Annotated in this window: 10 protein-coding genes; 8 read left to right on the top strand and 2 right to left on the bottom strand. The window is 66.7% G+C overall.

Annotation, left to right across the window (positions count from 1 at the left end; genetic code table 11):
- Positions 1–40 precede the first annotated feature (40 nt).
- Entirely contained in the window at positions 41–331 is a 291-nt protein-coding gene (locus MFF30_RS19250) for a formate dehydrogenase subunit delta (protein WP_238281116.1), read from the top strand.
- 80 nt (positions 332–411) lie between these two features.
- Here MFF30_RS19250 and MFF30_RS19245 read toward each other — a convergent pair whose 3' ends face one another.
- Positions 412–1,341, bottom strand: a complete 930-nt coding sequence (locus MFF30_RS19245; protein WP_238281114.1) for a hypothetical protein — start codon at positions 1,339–1,341, stop codon at positions 412–414.
- A gap of 722 nt (positions 1,342–2,063) precedes the next feature.
- Here MFF30_RS19245 and gltB point away from each other — a divergent pair.
- From gltB to MFF30_RS19220, 5 genes are all read left to right on the top strand, one after another.
- A complete protein-coding gene (gltB, locus tag MFF30_RS19240; RefSeq protein WP_238281232.1) occupies positions 2,064–6,680 on the top strand; it encodes a glutamate synthase large subunit in 4,617 nt (1,538 codons plus the stop codon).
- A gap of 126 nt (positions 6,681–6,806) precedes the next feature.
- Entirely contained in the window at positions 6,807–8,237 is a 1,431-nt protein-coding gene (locus MFF30_RS19235) for a glutamate synthase subunit beta (RefSeq protein ID WP_238281112.1), read from the top strand.
- 115 nt (positions 8,238–8,352) lie between these two features.
- Positions 8,353–10,656 carry an FdhF/YdeP family oxidoreductase gene (locus MFF30_RS19230; RefSeq protein ID WP_238281230.1) on the top strand — a complete coding sequence of 768 codons (2,304 nt, stop codon included), beginning with the start codon at positions 8,353–8,355 and terminating at the stop codon, positions 10,654–10,656.
- Between the two features lie 64 nt (positions 10,657–10,720).
- Positions 10,721–11,041: an RNA polymerase sigma factor region1.1 domain-containing protein gene (locus MFF30_RS19225; protein ID WP_238281110.1), complete on the top strand. Its 321-nt coding sequence runs from the start codon at positions 10,721–10,723 to the stop codon at positions 11,039–11,041.
- Positions 11,042–11,242: 201 nt separating this feature from the next.
- A complete protein-coding gene (locus MFF30_RS19220) occupies positions 11,243–12,625 on the top strand; it encodes a class II 3-deoxy-7-phosphoheptulonate synthase (protein WP_238281108.1) in 1,383 nt (460 codons plus the stop codon).
- 63 nt (positions 12,626–12,688) lie between these two features.
- Here the strand turns inward: MFF30_RS19220 and MFF30_RS19215 are convergent, their stop codons facing one another.
- On the bottom strand, positions 12,689–13,744 hold the full coding sequence (locus tag MFF30_RS19215) for an HD-GYP domain-containing protein (RefSeq protein ID WP_373320944.1): 1,056 nt from the start codon (positions 13,742–13,744) through the stop codon (positions 12,689–12,691).
- Between the two features lie 1,092 nt (positions 13,745–14,836).
- On the opposite strand from MFF30_RS19215, the gene MFF30_RS19210 reads away from it, so the two are divergent.
- Complete coding sequence (locus MFF30_RS19210) at positions 14,837–15,919, top strand: glycosyltransferase family 4 protein (RefSeq protein ID WP_306424594.1); 1,083 nt, start codon at positions 14,837–14,839, stop codon at positions 15,917–15,919.
- Positions 15,912–16,660, top strand: a 749-nt coding sequence (locus MFF30_RS19205) for a glycosyltransferase family 2 protein (RefSeq protein ID WP_238281091.1), incomplete at its 3' end; no start/stop codon positions are given. The genes MFF30_RS19210 and MFF30_RS19205, both read left to right, overlap by 8 nt.

Here is a 16,660-nt window from a genome sequence, read left to right as displayed (position 1 = left end):
CCGCGCGAGACCCGTCCCCGCCAAAGAGATATTCGAATCCATGAGCGCCCTGACGTCCGACGAGAAGCTGGTTCGCATGGCCAACCAGATCGCCACCTTTTTCCGCTCCTATCCGGAAGAGGAAGCTGTGGCCGGCATTCACAAGCACATCGTCGCGTTCTGGACACCGAAGATGCGCGCCGCCCTGGAGGCCTATGGCCCGAACCCGGTGAGCGGTCTCGATCCCCTCGCGCTCCGGGCTGTCCAGGATGCACCACAGGCCGACAGCCCCGTTCGTGCCGGCACGCGCGACCCGCACCTGCAGGGCGCCGGCGCCAGCGACGCCGGCTGAGGCATCGGCTCGGGCTAAAAAAGACCGAGGGCCCGCTCGGTGGTCCGCGCGGGCCTTCGATCCATTCAAGCGTCGGACGTTCAGTCCTTGTCGGCGTCCTTCGCGGTCGTGCCGGGCACGATCGTGGCGCCGCCGATCACCCGGACGGGACGCTTGGCGTCCGCCGGTACGTCCTTCCAGTTCTGGGCCGCCTTATCCGGCGGTGGCTGCACGGCGGCCGGCGTCGTAGTCGTGCCGGACGTGGCCGGCGTCATCGCCTGGGGCGGCGGCGCCGCAGCACTGGCTGCCCCGGGCTTCGCCTCGGGAGAAGGGGCGACTGCGGGCACGTCGGAAAGCTTGGGGGCCTCCGGCGTCGCCGGGGGGGCCGCGGGCTTCGGCGGCGGATTCAGGCGCACCACCTTGCGGGGCGTCTCGGACTTCGGGCGCGCCTCCGGGGTCCGGGCGTCCGGATTGAGGCCCATCGGATTTCGGTCGGCCGGCTCGGCCCGGGAGGGCGTCGCCGCGCGCGGCACCAGATCAGGCCGCGCGGCCAGATCGGACCGCCCGGCGAAATCGGCGGGAGGACGGCGGGGCTGAGTCTGCGGAAACGGAATGTCGGCGGGCGGAACGATGCGCTCGGCCTCGCGGATCGGCCTCCGGGGCGCCTCATCCTCCTCGGTCCAGCCATAGCCGGGCGCGCGCCGTACGACGCGGGCGCGCATCTCGGGGGGCGGCGCGTCGAGGCGCTGGCGCCCGAGAATGCGGCCATCGCGGGCGTCGACGAACAGCCGCACCCGCTCACCGTAGGGGTTGGAGGCTTCGACGATGTAGGCCTGACCGTCGAAGCGAGGCCGCGTGACCTCGGTGAACCCGCGTTCGTTCAGGCGCCAGACGACGGCGCGCGGCGGCATGAACAGGCCGGGCTCGTAAGCAAACTGCGCCTGCGCCGTGCCGGGACCGAGGGCAGTCAGGCAGAGGAGAAGCGCCAGGGAGCCTGCAGTTGAGGCACGGCGTGACGGGAATGCGCGCATCAGCGTCCTGCGACACAAAGCCATGGATGACGGGTTCCGAAAGTGGGTTCGGTCCGGGGGCCAGCTGTTGGCGCGGGTCCCCCGGTCACGATCCGCCGGGTTTTGTCGACCCCGCATGCCGCTTGTGCTCGGCAGTATCGATAGAGCGTGGGAATGGGGCAAGATTGCGGGCCGGACGTGGCGGAATTGGCGGGCGGACCGACCGCGCGGATTTCCGCTCGCGGAGGGGCTGCGGCAACATCGCGTTCGTTCGATGGGGCGAGGCGCTGGAAAACCGCAATGTGCGTCCCGGCACACCCTTGCTGGAACGATTAGAATCTGTCACTTTCCACCGGTAGGACAGCAAGGCTGTCCCATTTCCGGCAGGACGCCTGCGCGGATGGCTGTGGGGATCTCGCTCAGGTGACGTTGCCGGCGACCAAACGAGATTCGAAGCCGGTCGCCAATATGGCGATCCGGGCCCGCACGGCTTAAACCCAAGCCGGCGTCGAGCCCGCGAGGAGCGGGCGCTTCTGACCGAAGAACCCGCTTAGAGCCGACGCTGTCGAGAGACGCGAAACCCGGTGGCCCCTTGGCCCCTGGGCATGAAACATGCTCGCATGCGGGCAGGTCGAAGGCGAAGGATGGTGGACGTGGTCGCATTGTCTGAGTTCGGGGCGCTCCAGGCGTCGGTTCCCGCCACCCGCGACGGCACCGCGCCGCTGATCGTGCGCGATGTGGCTATGCCCAAAGCCCAGGGCCTCTACGACCCGGCCCGCGAGAGCGATGCCTGCGGCGTCGGCTTCGTCGCCGACATGCACGACCGCCGCACCCACGCCATCGTCCAGCAGGGTCTCCAGATCCTGAAGAACCTCGACCATCGTGGCGCCGTCGGCGCCGATCCGAAGATGGGCGACGGCTGCGGCATCCTCGTTCAGATCCCGCACGCCTTCTTCAAGGCAGAGTGCGAGGCCCTCGGCATCACCCTGCCGGAGCCCGGCCATTACGGCGTCGGCCAGTTCTTCATGCCGAAGGACGCAGAGGGCCGCCGCCTTGTCGAGGATATCGTGGAGAAGGCGCTGGCTGACGAAGGCCTGCCCTTCCTTGGCTGGCGCGACGTGCCGGTCGATCCGAGCGACCTCGGGGTGATGGTCAAAGAGACCGAGCCGTGCCATCGGCAGATCTTCATCGGCCGTCCCACCAGCGTGGCGGACGAGGACGCTTTCGAGCGTCGGCTGTTCACCGCCCGCAAGGTCATCTCGAACAAGGTCTACGGTCTCAAGGACGAGCGCACGGGCACCTATTATCCGGTCTCCCTCTCGACCCGGACCATCGTCTACAAGGGCATGGTCCTGGTCGATCAGCTCGGCGAATACTATCGCGACCTGCAGGACGAGCGCTTCGTTTCGGGGTTGGCCCTGGTTCACCAGCGCTTTGCCACCAACACCTTCCCGACCTGGCGCCTGTCGCACCCCTACCGGATGGTCGCGCATAACGGCGAGATCAACACCCTGCGGGGCAACGTCAACTGGATGGCAGCCCGTCAGGCGAGCGTCGATTCCGAGCTGTTCGGCAACGACATCTCGAAGCTCTGGCCGATCTCCTACGAGGGCCAGTCCGACACCGCCTGCTTCGACAACGCCCTCGAGTTCCTCGTGCAGGGCGGCTACTCGCTCGCCCACGCGATGATGATGCTCATCCCCGAGGCCTGGGCCGGCAATCCGCTGATGAGCGAGGAGCGCCGCGCCTTCTACGAATACCACGCCGCGCTGATGGAGCCGTGGGACGGCCCGGCCGCCGTTTGCTTCACCGACGGGCGCCAGATTGGCGCGACCCTCGATCGCAACGGCCTGCGCCCCGCACGCTACCTCGTCACCGACGACGGCCTCGTGGTGCTGGCCTCAGAGATGGGCGTGCTGCCGATCCCCGACGAGAAGATCGTCGAGTCCTGGCGCCTCCAGCCGGGCCGCATGCTGCTCATCGACCTAGAGAAGGGGCGGATCGTCTCCGACGAGGAGATCAAGAGCGAGCTTGCCGCCGCGCATCCCTATGCCGAATGGGTCAAGAACACCCAGATCGTGCTGGAGTACCTGAAGCCCGTCATCCCGCGCGCCTCGCGCTCGGACGTGTCGCTCCTCGATCGCCAGCAGGCCTTCGGCTACAGCCAGGAAGACCTCAAGCTGCTGATGGCGCCGATGGCCGTCACCGGCCAGGAAGCGGTCGGCTCCATGGGCACCGACACGCCGCTCTCGGCGCTCTCGGACAAGCCGAAGTCGCTCTATTCCTACTTCAAGCAGAACTTCGCACAGGTCACGAACCCGCCGATCGATCCGATCCGCGAGGAGGCCGTGATGAGCCTCGTCTCGTTCATCGGGCCGCGCCCGAACCTGCTCGACATGGAGGGGGCGTCGCGCAAGAAGCGCCTCGAAGTCCGCCAGCCGATCCTGACCAACGGCGATCTCGAGAAGATCCGCTCGATCTCCCACTTCGAGGACCGCTTCGACACCAAGACCCTGGACATGACCTTCCCGGCCGAGACGGGTGCGGCGGCCATGGAGGGCGCGGTCGACCGTCTCTGTGACCGGGCCGAGGTCGCGGTGCGCGGCGGCTACAACATCATCATCCTGTCGGACCGCGGCGTCGGCCCGGATCGCATCGCGATTCCGGCGTTGCTGGCGACGGCCGCCGTTCACAACTACCTGATCCGCAAGGGCCTGCGCACCTCGGTCGGCCTCGTGGTCGAGTCGGGCGAGCCCCGCGAGGTGCATCACTTCGCGTGTCTGGCCGGCTACGGCGCCGAGGCGATCAACCCCTATCTCGCCTTCGAGACCCTCATCGCGATGAAGGACGAGTTCCCGCCGGACCTGACGCCGGACGAGATCGTCTACCGCTACATCAAGTCGATCGATAAGGGCCTGCTGAAGGTCATGTCCAAGATGGGCATCTCGACCTATCAGTCCTATTGCGGCGCGCAGATCTTCGACGCCATCGGCCTGAATTCGTCCTTCGTCGCACGTGACTTCTTCGGCACGGCCACGACCATCGAGGGCATCGGCATGGCCGAGGTCGCGCAGGAGACCGCACGGCGTCACGCCGACGCCTTCGGCGACGCGCCGATCTACCGGACCGCCCTCGACGTCGGCGGCGAGTACGCCTACCGCCTGCGCGGCGAGAGTCACACCTGGACGCCGGATTCGGTGGCGACGCTGCAGCACGCGGTTCGCCTCGGCCTGCCCGACCGCTACCGCGAATACGCCCGGCTGGTGAACCAGCAGGAAAACCACCTCAAGACCATCCGGGGCCTGTTCCGCATCAAGCAGGCGGAAGAACTCGGCCGTGCGCCGGTGACGATCGATGAGGTCGAGCCGGCGGCCGACATCGTTAAGCGCTTCGCCACGGGCGCCATGTCCTACGGCTCAATCTCGAAGGAAGCGCACGAGACGCTGGCCATCGCGGTCAACTCGTTCGGCGGCCGTTCGAACTCGGGCGAGGGCGGCGAGGAGGTCGAGCGCTTCAAGCCGATGGCGGACGGGCGCTCGCGTCGGTCGGCCATCAAGCAGGTTGCGTCAGGCCGCTTCGGCGTGACGACGGAGTACCTCGTCAATTCCGACATGATGCAGATCAAGGTCGCGCAGGGCGCCAAGCCCGGCGAGGGCGGCCAGCTACCCGGCCACAAGGTCGACGCCAAGATCGCCAAGGTCCGCTACGCCACCCCGGGCGTCGGTCTGATCTCGCCGCCGCCGCACCACGACATCTACTCGATCGAAGATCTGGCTCAGCTGATCTTCGACCTGAAGAACGTGAATCCCGAAGCCGACGTCTCGGTGAAGCTCGTCTCCGAGGTCGGGGTCGGCACGGTTGCGACGGGCGTCGCCAAGGCACGGGCCGACCACATCACGATCTCGGGCTTCGACGGCGGCACGGGTGCCGCGCCGCTGACCTCGATCAAGCACGCGGGCGGCCCCTGGGAGACGGGTCTCGCCGAGACCCAGCAAACCCTTGTGCTGAGCCACCTGCGCGGGCGCGTCGTGCTCCAGGCCGATGGCGGCATCCGCACGGGTCGCGACGTGCTCGTGGCGGCGCTGCTCGGGGCCGACCAGTTCGGTTTCTCCACCGCGCCGCTGATCGCGGCCGGCTGCATCATGATGCGCAAGTGCCACTTGAACACATGCCCGGTGGGTGTGGCGACCCAGGACCCCGTCCTGCGCAAGCGCTTCAAGGGCACGCCCGAGCACGTAATCAACTACTTCTTCTTCGTCGCCGAGGAGCTGCGCGAACTGATGGCGTCGATGGGCTTCACCAAGCTCGAAGACCTCATCGGCCGGGCCGACTTCCTCGACACGTTGGAGGTGATCAACCACTGGAAGGCGCGCGGCCTCGACTTCTCGAAGCTGTTCCACCGTCCGGAGGTGCCCGCGCACGTCGCGATCCGCCACACCGAGAAGCAGAAGCACCCGATCGACACGGTCCTCGACCGTCGCCTGATCGCCGGCGCGCAGTCGGCCCTCGACGGCGGCGAGCCGGTCGTGCTGCAGGACGTGATCAAGAACTCGGATCGCACGGCGGGCGCCATGCTGTCCGGAGCCGTGGCCAAGCGCTACGGCCACGAGGGTTTGCCCGACGACACCATCCGGGTCGAACTCTCCGGCACCGCCGGCCAGAGCTTCGGCGCTTGGCTTGCGGCGGGCGTCACCCTGGCGCTGACGGGCCATGCCAACGATTACGTCGGCAAGGGCCTCTCGGGCGGCAAGCTGATCATCCGCCCGTCCGACGCTCTCAAGGCTCCCGGATCGCACACGATCATGGCCGGCAACACCGTGCTGTACGGGGCCATCGCGGGCGAGGCCTATATCCGCGGTTCTGCCGGCGAGCGCTTCGCGGTGCGCAATTCCGGCGCCATCGCGGTGGTCGAAGGCATGGGCGACCACGGTTGCGAGTACATGACCGGCGGCGTCGTCGTGTCGATCGGCGAGACCGGACGCAACTTCGCGGCCGGCATGTCGGGCGGCATCGCGTACGTGCTCGACGAGGACGGCTCGTTCTCGGCCCGCTGCAACCTCTCCATGGTCGATCTCGAACCCGTCGAGGAGGAGGACGATCTGATGCGCCGCTTCCATCAGGACGGCGACCTGGAAACGAAGGGCCGTGTCGACATCCTGGCCGACATGTCGGGCCACGACGAGGAGCGCCTGTCCCAGCTCATCACCAATCACCTGAAGTACACGGGTTCCCCGCGTGCCAAGGCGATCCTGGACGACTGGGCCGGCTACCGCACCAAGTTCGTCAAGGTGATGCCGGTAGAGTACCGCCGGGCCCTGCGCGAGATGGAGATGGCGCGGATGCCGGTGGCGGCGGAATAGAGCCTGCGACACTGACGGAAGTGGCGGATCGGCGAAGATGCCGGTCCGCTGGATGAGAGCGGAACAGGCCGATCCGGCCGCCATCCGCGCGACGGATCAGACAGACTCGCGAAAGACGATCAGACGATGGGCAAGGTTACGGGCTTCCTCGAATTCGACCGGCAGGAGCAGAAGTATCAGCTTGCCGCCGATCGCGTGCGGCACTTCCGCGAGTTCACGCTGCCGCTCGACGAGCATGACCTGAAGAAGCAGGCGGCCCGCTGCATGGATTGCGGCATTCCGTTCTGCCACGGCGATACCGGCTGCCCGGTTCACAACCAGATCCCGGATTGGAACGAACTCGTCTACCAGTCGGACTGGCAGGAGGCCGCGCGCAACCTGCACTCCACCAACAACTTTCCGGAATTCACCGGCCGCATCTGCCCCGCGCCCTGCGAGGAGGCCTGCACGCTGAATCTTGAGAACCAGCCGGTGGCGATCAAGACCATCGAGCAGGCCATCGCGGACCGGGCCTGGAACAACGGCTGGGTCAAGCCCGAGCCGGCCGAGCACAAGACCGGCAAGAAGGTCGCGGTGATCGGCTCCGGCCCGGCCGGCATGGCGGCGGCGCAGCAGCTCGCCCGCGTCGGTCACGAGGTCCACGTGTTCGAGCGCGAGCCGAAAGCCGGCGGCCTGCTGCGCTACGGCATCCCCGACTTCAAGATGGAGAAGCGCCACATCGACCGGCGCGTGAAGCAGATGGAAGCCGAGGGCGTCCGCTTCCACTACGGCGTCAATGTCGGGGTGACCAAGCCGCTCGATGAACTCACCGCCGAGTTCGACGCGGTGCTGTTCGCGGGCGGCGCCGAGGACCCGCGCAACCCGCAGCTTCCCGGCCAGGATCTGGTCGGCGTGCACTACGCCATGCCGTTCCTCGTGCAGTCGAACCGTCGGGTCGGCGCCGAGCCGATGCCGGGCAACGGCGAGGCGCCGATCCTGGCCACCGCCAAGAACGTGGTTGTCATCGGCGGCGGCGACACCGCCTCGGATTGCGTCGGGACCTCGTTCCGCCAGGGCGCCCTGTCGGTGACGCAGCTCGACATCCGCCCGCGCCCGCCGGAGCGCGAGGACAAGCTCTCGGTCTGGCCGTACTGGCCTACCAAGATGCGGACCTCCTCCAGCCAAGCCGAGGGTGCCGAGCGCGAGTTCCAGGCGGCCACCCTTCGGCTTGAGGGCAAGAAGGGCAAGCTGACAGGCGTGGTCTGCACCCGCGTCGACGAGAAGCGCCAGCCGATCCCAGGCGGCGAGTTCGTCCTGCCGGCCGACCTCGTGTTCCTGGCGATCGGCTTCGCGGGTTCGGTGCGCAAGGGCCTCCTCGAAGAGTCCGGTGTCACCATGGACAAGCGCGGCAACGTCACGGCCAACGAGCTCGACTACCGCACCTCGAACGAGAAGATCTACGCGGCCGGCGACATGCGCCGGGGCCAGTCCCTCGTGGTCTGGGCCATCCGCGAGGGCCGGCAGGCGGCGCGCTCCATCGACGAAGCCCTGATGGGCGCGAGCATCCTGCCGCGCTGACGCGACGTCCGCCCGGACTGCGACTGCCGCGCGGTCGCAGTCCGGAACACGCCGGCCCCGCGCATGATTGCCGTCCTGACACGACTCACGTCTGGACCCGCGCATGACCAAGCCGATGGCCGAACCCAAGATCGAACCCTATGAGGGCCCGGCGGGGGGCTGGGGTTCGGCAGGCTCCCTGGCCGAGATCCTGACGCGAGAGCAGATTCCGGTCTCGGGCGCGGCCCTGCTGTTGAAGCAGAACAAGCCCGACGGCTTCATGTGCACGTCCTGCGCCTGGTCGAAGCCGGCCAAGCCCAATACCTTCGAATATTGCGAGAACGGCGCCAAGGCGACCGTCTGGGAGCAGACTGCCAAGCGCGTCGGGCCGGATTTCTTCGCCCGCCATTCGGTGACCGAACTTCTCACCTGGACGGACTACGCCCTCGAAGAGAAGGGCCGGCTGACCCACCCGCTCCGCTACGACCCGGCCAGCGACCGCTACATGCCGGTGACGTGGGAAGACGCGTTCGCCGAGATCGGCCGCGAGTTGCGCGCCCTCGATCCGAATGCGGTGGTCTACTACACGTCGGGCCGTGCTTCCCTGGAGACATCGTACATGTACGCGCTGATGGCGCGCATGCACGGCACCAACAACCTGCCCGATTCCTCGAACATGTGCCACGAGCCGACCTCGGTCGGCCTCAAATCGTCGATCGGGTCGCCGGTCGGCACCACGATCCTGGAGGACTTCGAGTCCACCGATCTGATCCTGTTCTTCGGCCAGAATGTCGGATCGAACGCCCCCCGCATGCTCCACCCCCTGCAGGAGGCACGGAAGCGGCGCGTTCCGATCATCACCTTCAACCCGCTGCGGGAGCGCGGCCTCGAGCGCTTCACCAACCCGCAATCGCCGACCGAGATGCTGACGCGGACCTCGACCGAGATCTCGACGCAGTACCATCAGGTCAAGGCGGGCGGAGACCTCGCGGCGATCACCGGGATGTGCAAGGTCCTGATCGCCGCCGACCGCGAGGCCATGGAGGTCGGGCGCCCGCGCATCCTCGACGTCGATTTCATCGCGGAGCACACGCACGGCTTCCGCGAGTTCGTCGCCTTCTGCGATTCCCAGGGCTGGGCGGAGATCGAGGCGCGCTCGGGGCTGACCCGCGAAGCGCTGGAAGCGGCCGCCACCGTCTATGGGCGCGCTCGTTCGGTGATCGCGGTTTACGGCATGGGCCTCACGCAGCACCGCCGTGGCACCGAGGGCGTGCAGATGCTCGTCAACCTCATGCTCCTGCGCGGCAATGTCGGCCGCCCTGGGGCCGGCCTCTGCCCGGTGCGCGGGCATTCCAACGTGCAGGGTCAGCGCACCGTCGGCATCACGGAGAAGCCGGAACTGGCGCCGCTGGACAAGTTGAAGGAACTCTACGGGTTCGAGCCGCCGCGAGAGAAGGGCCACAACACCGTCGAGGCCTGCGAGGGCATCATCTCCCGCGATGTGAAGGCGTTCATCGGTCTCGGGGGCAATTTCGTCCGTGCCGTGCCCGATACGGTCCGCATGGAGGAGGCTTGGCGCGCCTTACGCCTCTCGGTGCAGATCTCGACCAAGCTCAACCGCTCGCATCTCGTCCATGGCGCGGTCTCTTACATCCTCCCTTGCCTCGGACGCATCGAGGTCGACGTGCAGGCGAGCGGACCACAGGCGGTCTCGATGGAGGATTCGACCTCCTGCTTCCACGGCTCGCGTGGCCAGACCAAGCCCGTCAGCGACGGGGTGCGGTCGGAGCCCTGGATCGTCGCCGAAATGGCCAAGGCCCTGCTGCCGCCGAACCCGAAGGTGGATTGGGACGGCTGGGTCGGGGACTACGCCCGTGTCCGCGACGCGATCGAAGCGACCTATCCGGACGTGTTCCACGATCTGAACGGACGGATGTTCCAGCCCGGCGGCCTGCACAAGCCCCTCGCGGCCCGCGACCGCAAGTGGGATACGGAGACCGGCAAAGCCAATTTCACCGTCCCGGGCGGGCTGGAGGCCGACCCGGACATGCGCAGCAATCGCCGCGACGTGCTCGACCTGATCACGCTGCGCTCCAACGACCAGTTCAACACCACCGTCTACGGCTACGACGATCGCTTCCGTGGCGTGAAGGGCACCCGGATGGTGCTGTTCATGAACGTCAACGACGTGGAGCGGCTCGGGCTCAGCGATGGCGAGACCGTGGATCTCTCCGCCGAGGCCGACGACGAATTCGTGCGGGAGGTCAGCGGCCTGCGGGTGATCCAGTACAACATTCCCGAGGGTAATGTCGGCGGCTACTACCCCGAACTCAACGCCTTGATTCCGCTCTGGCATTACGACGCGCAGGCCATGACGCCGGCCGCCAAGGCAATCCCGGTGCGTATCCGGAAGGGGACGCCGATCGCCGTCGCCGATTGACGCCGGCGCGGTTTTCCGGAGCCACTCCCCTCGACGGCCGGCGCCACCGACCCATAATCGGAGCATGGAACGCTCCGACGACGCCCATGACCGCGACGCCCATGAGCGCCGCCAGGCCATCATCGACCGGATGCTCGCGCAAGCGCTGCATCCGGTCTCGAACGATCGGAGCCCGAGCCACGACGGGCTGCCCGACGACATGCGCCTGGTGGTGGACGTACTTCTGGCCAAGGCCGAGGCGCAGCGGCAGCGTCGCCTGACCTACGAGGACCTGGAGGAGGCGCTGCCCCCGCGTGACGTGACCGCCGAGGACCTGGAGGCGATCTTCTGGATCCTCTCCGAGCATGGCATCGCCATCGAGGACGGAGATCCCGCCGGAGACTGAACGCATCCACGCGGGACTTCGTAGCGTGTGGAGTTGGGATCGCCGGTCGATCCAGCCAAGGCGGGATGCCGAGCGTCGCGCGAATGCCTGTCAGCTTCCGGCCCTCTCTCGCATCCGCCAGAGAACCGCTCTATAAGCCGCCCTTCTCCGTGGGGCCTTCCGCCTGCGCGGAGCCGACCGAAAGGCGGAACGGAGACGACCATGGCCGAGCGTTGGACACCGAAGACCTGGCGAAACCTGCCGATCCAGCAGGTGCCCGCCTATCCGGATCCCGCCGCCCTTGAATCGGTCGAGTCGCAGCTCGCGAGCTTTCCGCCGCTGGTTTTTGCAGGTGAGGCGCGCAAGCTGAAGTCGGCGCTGGCCCGTGTCTCTACCGGCGACGCCTTCCTCCTTCAGGGCGGAGACTGCGCCGAGAGCTTCGACGAGCATTCGGCCGACAACATCCGCGATTTCTTCCGCGTGTTCCTGCAGATGGCGCTCGTTCTCACCTTCGCGGGCGGTTCGCCCGTGGTGAAGGTCGGCCGCATCGCCGGACAGTTCGCCAAGCCGCGTTCCTCGCCCACCGAATCGATTGGGGGCGTGACGCTGCCGAGCTACCGCGGCGACATCGTCAACGGGCTTACCTTCACGGAAGAGGCGCGGGTGCCCGATCCGCGCCGTCAGCTCGAGGCGTACCGCCAATCGGCGGCGACGCTCAACCTCCTGCGCGCCTTCGCCACCGGCGGCTACGCCAACCTGGAGAACTCGCACCGCTGGATGCTCGGCTTCGTGAAGGATTCGCCCCAATCCTCGCATTACGCCGACTGCGCCGAGCGGATGACCGAGACGCTCGACTTCATGCGGGCCATCGGCATCAACCCGGAGACGCACCAGGAAGTCCGAACGACGGATTTCTACACGAGCCACGAGGCCCTGCTGCTCGGCTACGAGGAGGCGCTCACCCGCGTCGATTCGACGAGCGGCGACTGGTACGCCACCTCGGGCCACATGCTGTGGATCGGCGACCGCACGCGGCAGCCGGACCACGCCCACGTGGAATATGCTCGCGGGATCAAGAACCCGATCGGCCTCAAATGCGGACCGTCGATGTCCGCCGAGGGCCTGATCCGGCTCGTGGATCAGCTCAATCCGGCCAACGAGGCCGGGCGGCTGACGCTGATCTGCCGGTTCGGCGCCGACAAGGTCGGCGACCACCTGCCGGGGCTGATTCGTGCCGTCGAGCGCGAGGGACGCAACGTGGTCTGGGTCTGCGATCCCATGCACGGCAACACGATCTCGGCCGGCGGCTACAAGACGCGACCGTTCGAGCGCGTGATGCAGGAGATCGAGGGCTTCTTCGGTGTTCACCGCGCCGAGGGTACGGTCGCAGGCGGCATCCATCTGGAAATGACCGGCAAGGACGTCACCGAATGCACCGGCGGCGCCCGGGCACTCTCGGCCGAGGACCTGCAGGACCGCTACCACACCTACTGCGATCCCAGGCTCAACGCGGAGCAGGCCCTCGAAGTGGCGTTCCTCACCGCCGAACTGGTCAAGCGCGAGCGCACCGCGGTCGAGCGCCCGCGCCTCGACGCCGCCGAGTAAGATCCGGGCGCATCGGGTCGGTGCCACGGCACCGATTCGATGCGCCCCGCGATCGCGCGGATGTCAGGCGGCGATCATCGCGTCGCCAAAGTGGCGGACCAGTCCCATCTCAAGCTTGCCGGTCATGCCTTCCAGGATCGCGATAGCGTCCCGGGCCGGCATAGGGGGCTTGTAGGAACGGCGCTCGGTCAACGCCGCGTAGATGTCGCAGATCGTCAGCAGGCGGACGGTGTCGCTGATTTCCGCGCCGACGAGCCCATCCGGATAGCCCGAGCCGTCCAGCATCTCGTGATGGTGGCGGACGGCGCCGAGGGTGGCGACATCACAGCCGCTTTCCTTCAGGATATCGTACCCGATGACCGGGTGGCGCCGCATGATCGCGGTCTCGTCCGCGTCGAGCCGCCCCGGCTTGTTCAGAATCTCGCGGGGGATGCGCGCCTTACCGACATCGTGCAGGAGGGCGGCGCGCACGAAATGCTCGCGATCCTCCGCGCGAAAGCCGAGGTGCAGCACGAACTGCGCCGCCACGCCGGCCACGAGCAGGCAATGCTGATAGGTCGCGTCGTCGTGGGTCCAGACCGTCTCGAGCCAGCGCGTCAACCCGCCCTCGCGCACGGCGGACAGGATCGGGTCGAGCCCCGCATCGACGCTTGGCAGGTCAATCGTGCCGCCGTCGCGAACGCCGTCGAACAGGCCGGTGAGGACCTCGGTCGCCTGAGAGATGCCGCGAAGCACCGGCTCGGCCACCGAATCGGACTCAGGCGAGGCGATCTGATCGAGGAGCGCCTGAACGACGATGTGCGGCGCCGTATAGGCCGGGAAGCAGACGGTCGCGCCGAGATCGCGCGCCATACGGAGGTCCTGGTCGGAGGTCGAGCGCAGCAGGCAGAGGAGCGGGATCGTGGCGGCCTTTCCGTGAGGCACGAGCGCGCGCACGCGATTCACGGCCTCGCGCCGGCTCAGAGTCAGATCGGAAACGACGGCACGGGGCGCAGCGCGAACAGCCCGGTCCTCGCCGGTCGCGAACACCTCGCAGGGTCCGATCGTCCTGATCAACGTTTCCAGCGCGGCGCTTCGATCCGGTCGGTCCGTCAGCAGAAAGATGGCGCTCTGTTGCATGAAGCCACGGTACCTCCCCACGCGATACGTACGCCTCAATTGAAAACAAGTCGTTTATTGAGACCAATCCTCGGATGGCGGATTGATAAGGGCGTGGCAATAATTGAGCAGTGATAAGAAATAGACCAAACATGATAAGATCCGGTATTAGTATAATAAAATTAATTGCCGCAAAATTCATGCGCTCGGATAAATGAAGTGCAGAAAATATGTGATACCAGATAACATAAAAATGAATTTTGTTGAATATGAAAAAATCAGTTAAACAAGCACGCGGCCTTCACATTCGGCTCTGACGCAAATGCATTAATTCAGTCAAACCATGCAAGTGCAGCGGAAATGCCACATCATTCCTGCGTTCGGTAATTTTTCACAAAATCAATTATTCGTGATCTTCTGGGAAGCCAGGGAGTTCCTTCCTCTCTGCCTCACAACATTGGTTCAGGAAGTTTTTCGACTCGAAACCATCTAGCTACGCGCACCTTTAGAGTCAGGAGCCTTCAGCTTGGCGATGGACAAGCCGGTGCCGATCGAACCGGCCTCGACCGTCGACCCGTCATGCTTCTACCGGCAATCGGCAGTGCCGCCGAGAGTGGGGGACTGCGATGGATAGGGAGCCCGACGGGAAAAGGCCGAGTAGATCTGTCAGACTTCTCAGGTGAGCCTGTAGCCTTATAAATCCGATGATTGTCCAGTCGTATCGTTAGAATACGCTTGTCAGTCCGTACGCAATATTTACCATCACTTAAGCCTCGCATCCGCGTGATGGCGAAAGCCTCCCACGTCGAGCGCCGCCGTTCCTTTGGAGATCATGAGGAACGACACGTGCTCCACAGCGGCGTCACTATGAACACGGAAGCATCGCACCGCGTGAGGCTGACCGCGGTGAACACGACACAAACTTCGTTTCTCGTCGTGGCGAAGTTTGGTTCGTGATACACCAAGACGCAGAAGCCACGCATTTGTTCACGTTACGTTGTGGATTGAGATGGCCTCGTGACTGCGTCGATGCTCCCTGGCATCGGCGCTCGCCGCTGGGTCTTCGAACTGCCCGGCGCCTCCCTCTTCTCGAACGTCCGTGATCCGTATCCCGTGAAGATCGCCATCATCGCGCATCTCAAGTTCCCGATCGCTCAACCGTTCTCGGGAGGGTTGGAGATGCATACGCATTTGCTCGCATCCGCACTTCAGGCTCGAGGCCACGCGGTCACGCTCTACGCCTCGGAGGGCTCTGGCGGGGAATTCGATCTGGTTTCGGTCTGCGCCCCCACTGGCTGCGCCTTCGACGACGTATCCGAGGCTCGGATCGACGCCGCCGAGCACGCGGCCTATGTGCGGATCATGGATGCGGTCGCTGCCGGCGGCTACGATTTCGTGCACAACAACAGCTTGCACTATCTGCCGCTGCTCCGGGCCGGCGAACTCGCGGTGCCGATGGTGACCGCACTGCATACACCTCCCTTCGAGCCCTTCGTGAGGGGCGTCCGGGCCAGAGCCCGCGACATGACCTTCGCGGCCGTGTCGCCCTCCCTGGCGCGGGAGTGGCGTGATCTGATTGGCGAGCCGCAGGTGATCGGCAACGGCATCGACCTCGACGCCTTCGCGTATTCCGCACGGCCGGTGGGCGCCCCCCACGCCATCTGGATGGGGCGCCTCGTGCCGGAGAAGGGGCCGCACCTCGCCATCGATGCCGCACGCGCCGCCGGGTTGCCCCTGAAGTTTGCCGGACCACGCTCGAACCCGGCCTACTGGGACAGCGAAATCGCGCCCCGCCTCGGCGACGACATCACCTATCTCGGGCATCTCGGGCATGACGATCTCGCCCGGCGGGTCGGCGAAGCGCATGTCGCCCTGTGCACGCCGCGCTGGGAGGAGCCCTTCGGCCTCGTGCTTGCCGAGTTTCTCGCTTGCGGAACGCCCGTTGCCGCCTTCCGGCGCGGTGCCATTCCCGACATCCTGGATGCGTCCTCCGGCGTGCTGGCGGAGGCCGACGACGTGGCCGATCTCGGGCGGGCGGTAACCCGCGCCATCCGCCTGAACCGAGCCGATTGCCGACGCCGGGCCGAGCACCTCTTCGACGCCAGCACCATGACGGACCGCTACGAGGACCTCTACGAAATCGAGTTGCAGCGCGCCGCCCGCGCGGCCATCGCGGCCCGTGTCAGCAATGCGTGAGCCGGACCTGTCCTTCGGCCGGGCCGTCGTCTGCGTGCCCGTCCGCAACGAGGCCGAGGCGCTGCCGCATCTGATCCGCTCCCTCGCCGCGCAGATCGGGGACGGCGACGGCACCCGCCTGCGGGTCGTCGTGCTCGCCAACAACTGCACTGATGCGACGGTGGCGGTACTCGCCGGCATGGTGCGCGAAGGCGTCACCGAGAGCCTGGAACTCCGGGTGATCGAGGCCGCCATCCCGGCGCCCGAGGCCCATGTCGGGACTGCGCGCCGGCGCTCCCTCGACGAGGGTGTCGCGTGGCTCGCCAGGGAAGGCGTCACGGACGGTGTCCTTCTCAGCACGGATGCGGACGCGGTCGCGCCGCCGGACTGGGTACGGGCCAACCTGCGCGCCCTGCGCAACGCCGAAATGGTAGGCGGACGGCTCGTGCTCCAGGCGGACTCACCGAGTCAGGACCCAGCCCTGCGCATGCTGCACCTGAGAATCGAGGAATACTGGTCGTCCGTCCGCGCACTCGAGGATCAGCTCGATCCCCCGGCCCATGATCCGGCGCCGCGGCACGGCGACCACGTCGCAGCGAGCCTGTGCCTGCGGGCGGACCTCTACCGTGCCGTGGGTGGGCTGCCCGCCATCGCCTGCGGCGAGGATAATGCCCTGGTCTCGCGGGTCAGGGCGCATGGTGGCCGGGTGCGCCACTGCCCGCAGGTCTCCATCGCGGTCGGAAACCGCGATGGAGACCTGCG

The sequence above is a fragment of the Methylobacterium goesingense genome, assembly GCF_022179225.1.
Classification (GTDB): domain Bacteria; phylum Pseudomonadota; class Alphaproteobacteria; order Rhizobiales; family Beijerinckiaceae; genus Methylobacterium; species Methylobacterium goesingense.
The sequence above is the reverse complement of the archived record's forward strand: the minus strand, read 5'-3'. Positions and strand labels throughout refer to the sequence as shown.

Bases quoted from the DNA above. Each gene is read 5' to 3' on its own strand.
- MFF30_RS19230 (WP_238281230.1), top strand. From the start codon at position 8,353: ATGGCCGAACCCAAGATCGAACCCTATGAGGGCCCGGCGGGGGGCTGG.
- MFF30_RS19245 (WP_238281114.1), bottom strand. From the start codon at position 1,341: ATGCGCGCATTCCCGTCACGCCGTGCCTCAACTGCAGGCTCCCTGGCG.
- MFF30_RS19235 (WP_238281112.1), top strand. From the start codon at position 6,807: ATGGGCAAGGTTACGGGCTTCCTCGAATTCGACCGGCAGGAGCAGAAG.
- MFF30_RS19220 (WP_238281108.1), top strand. From the start codon at position 11,243: ATGGCCGAGCGTTGGACACCGAAGACCTGGCGAAACCTGCCGATCCAG.
- MFF30_RS19225 (WP_238281110.1), top strand. From the start codon at position 10,721: ATGGAACGCTCCGACGACGCCCATGACCGCGACGCCCATGAGCGCCGC.
- gltB (WP_238281232.1), top strand. From the start codon at position 2,064: ATGCCCAAAGCCCAGGGCCTCTACGACCCGGCCCGCGAGAGCGATGCC.
- MFF30_RS19215 (WP_373320944.1), bottom strand. From the start codon at position 13,744: ATGCAACAGAGCGCCATCTTTCTGCTGACGGACCGACCGGATCGAAGC.
- MFF30_RS19250 (WP_238281116.1), top strand. From the start codon at position 41: ATGAGCGCCCTGACGTCCGACGAGAAGCTGGTTCGCATGGCCAACCAG.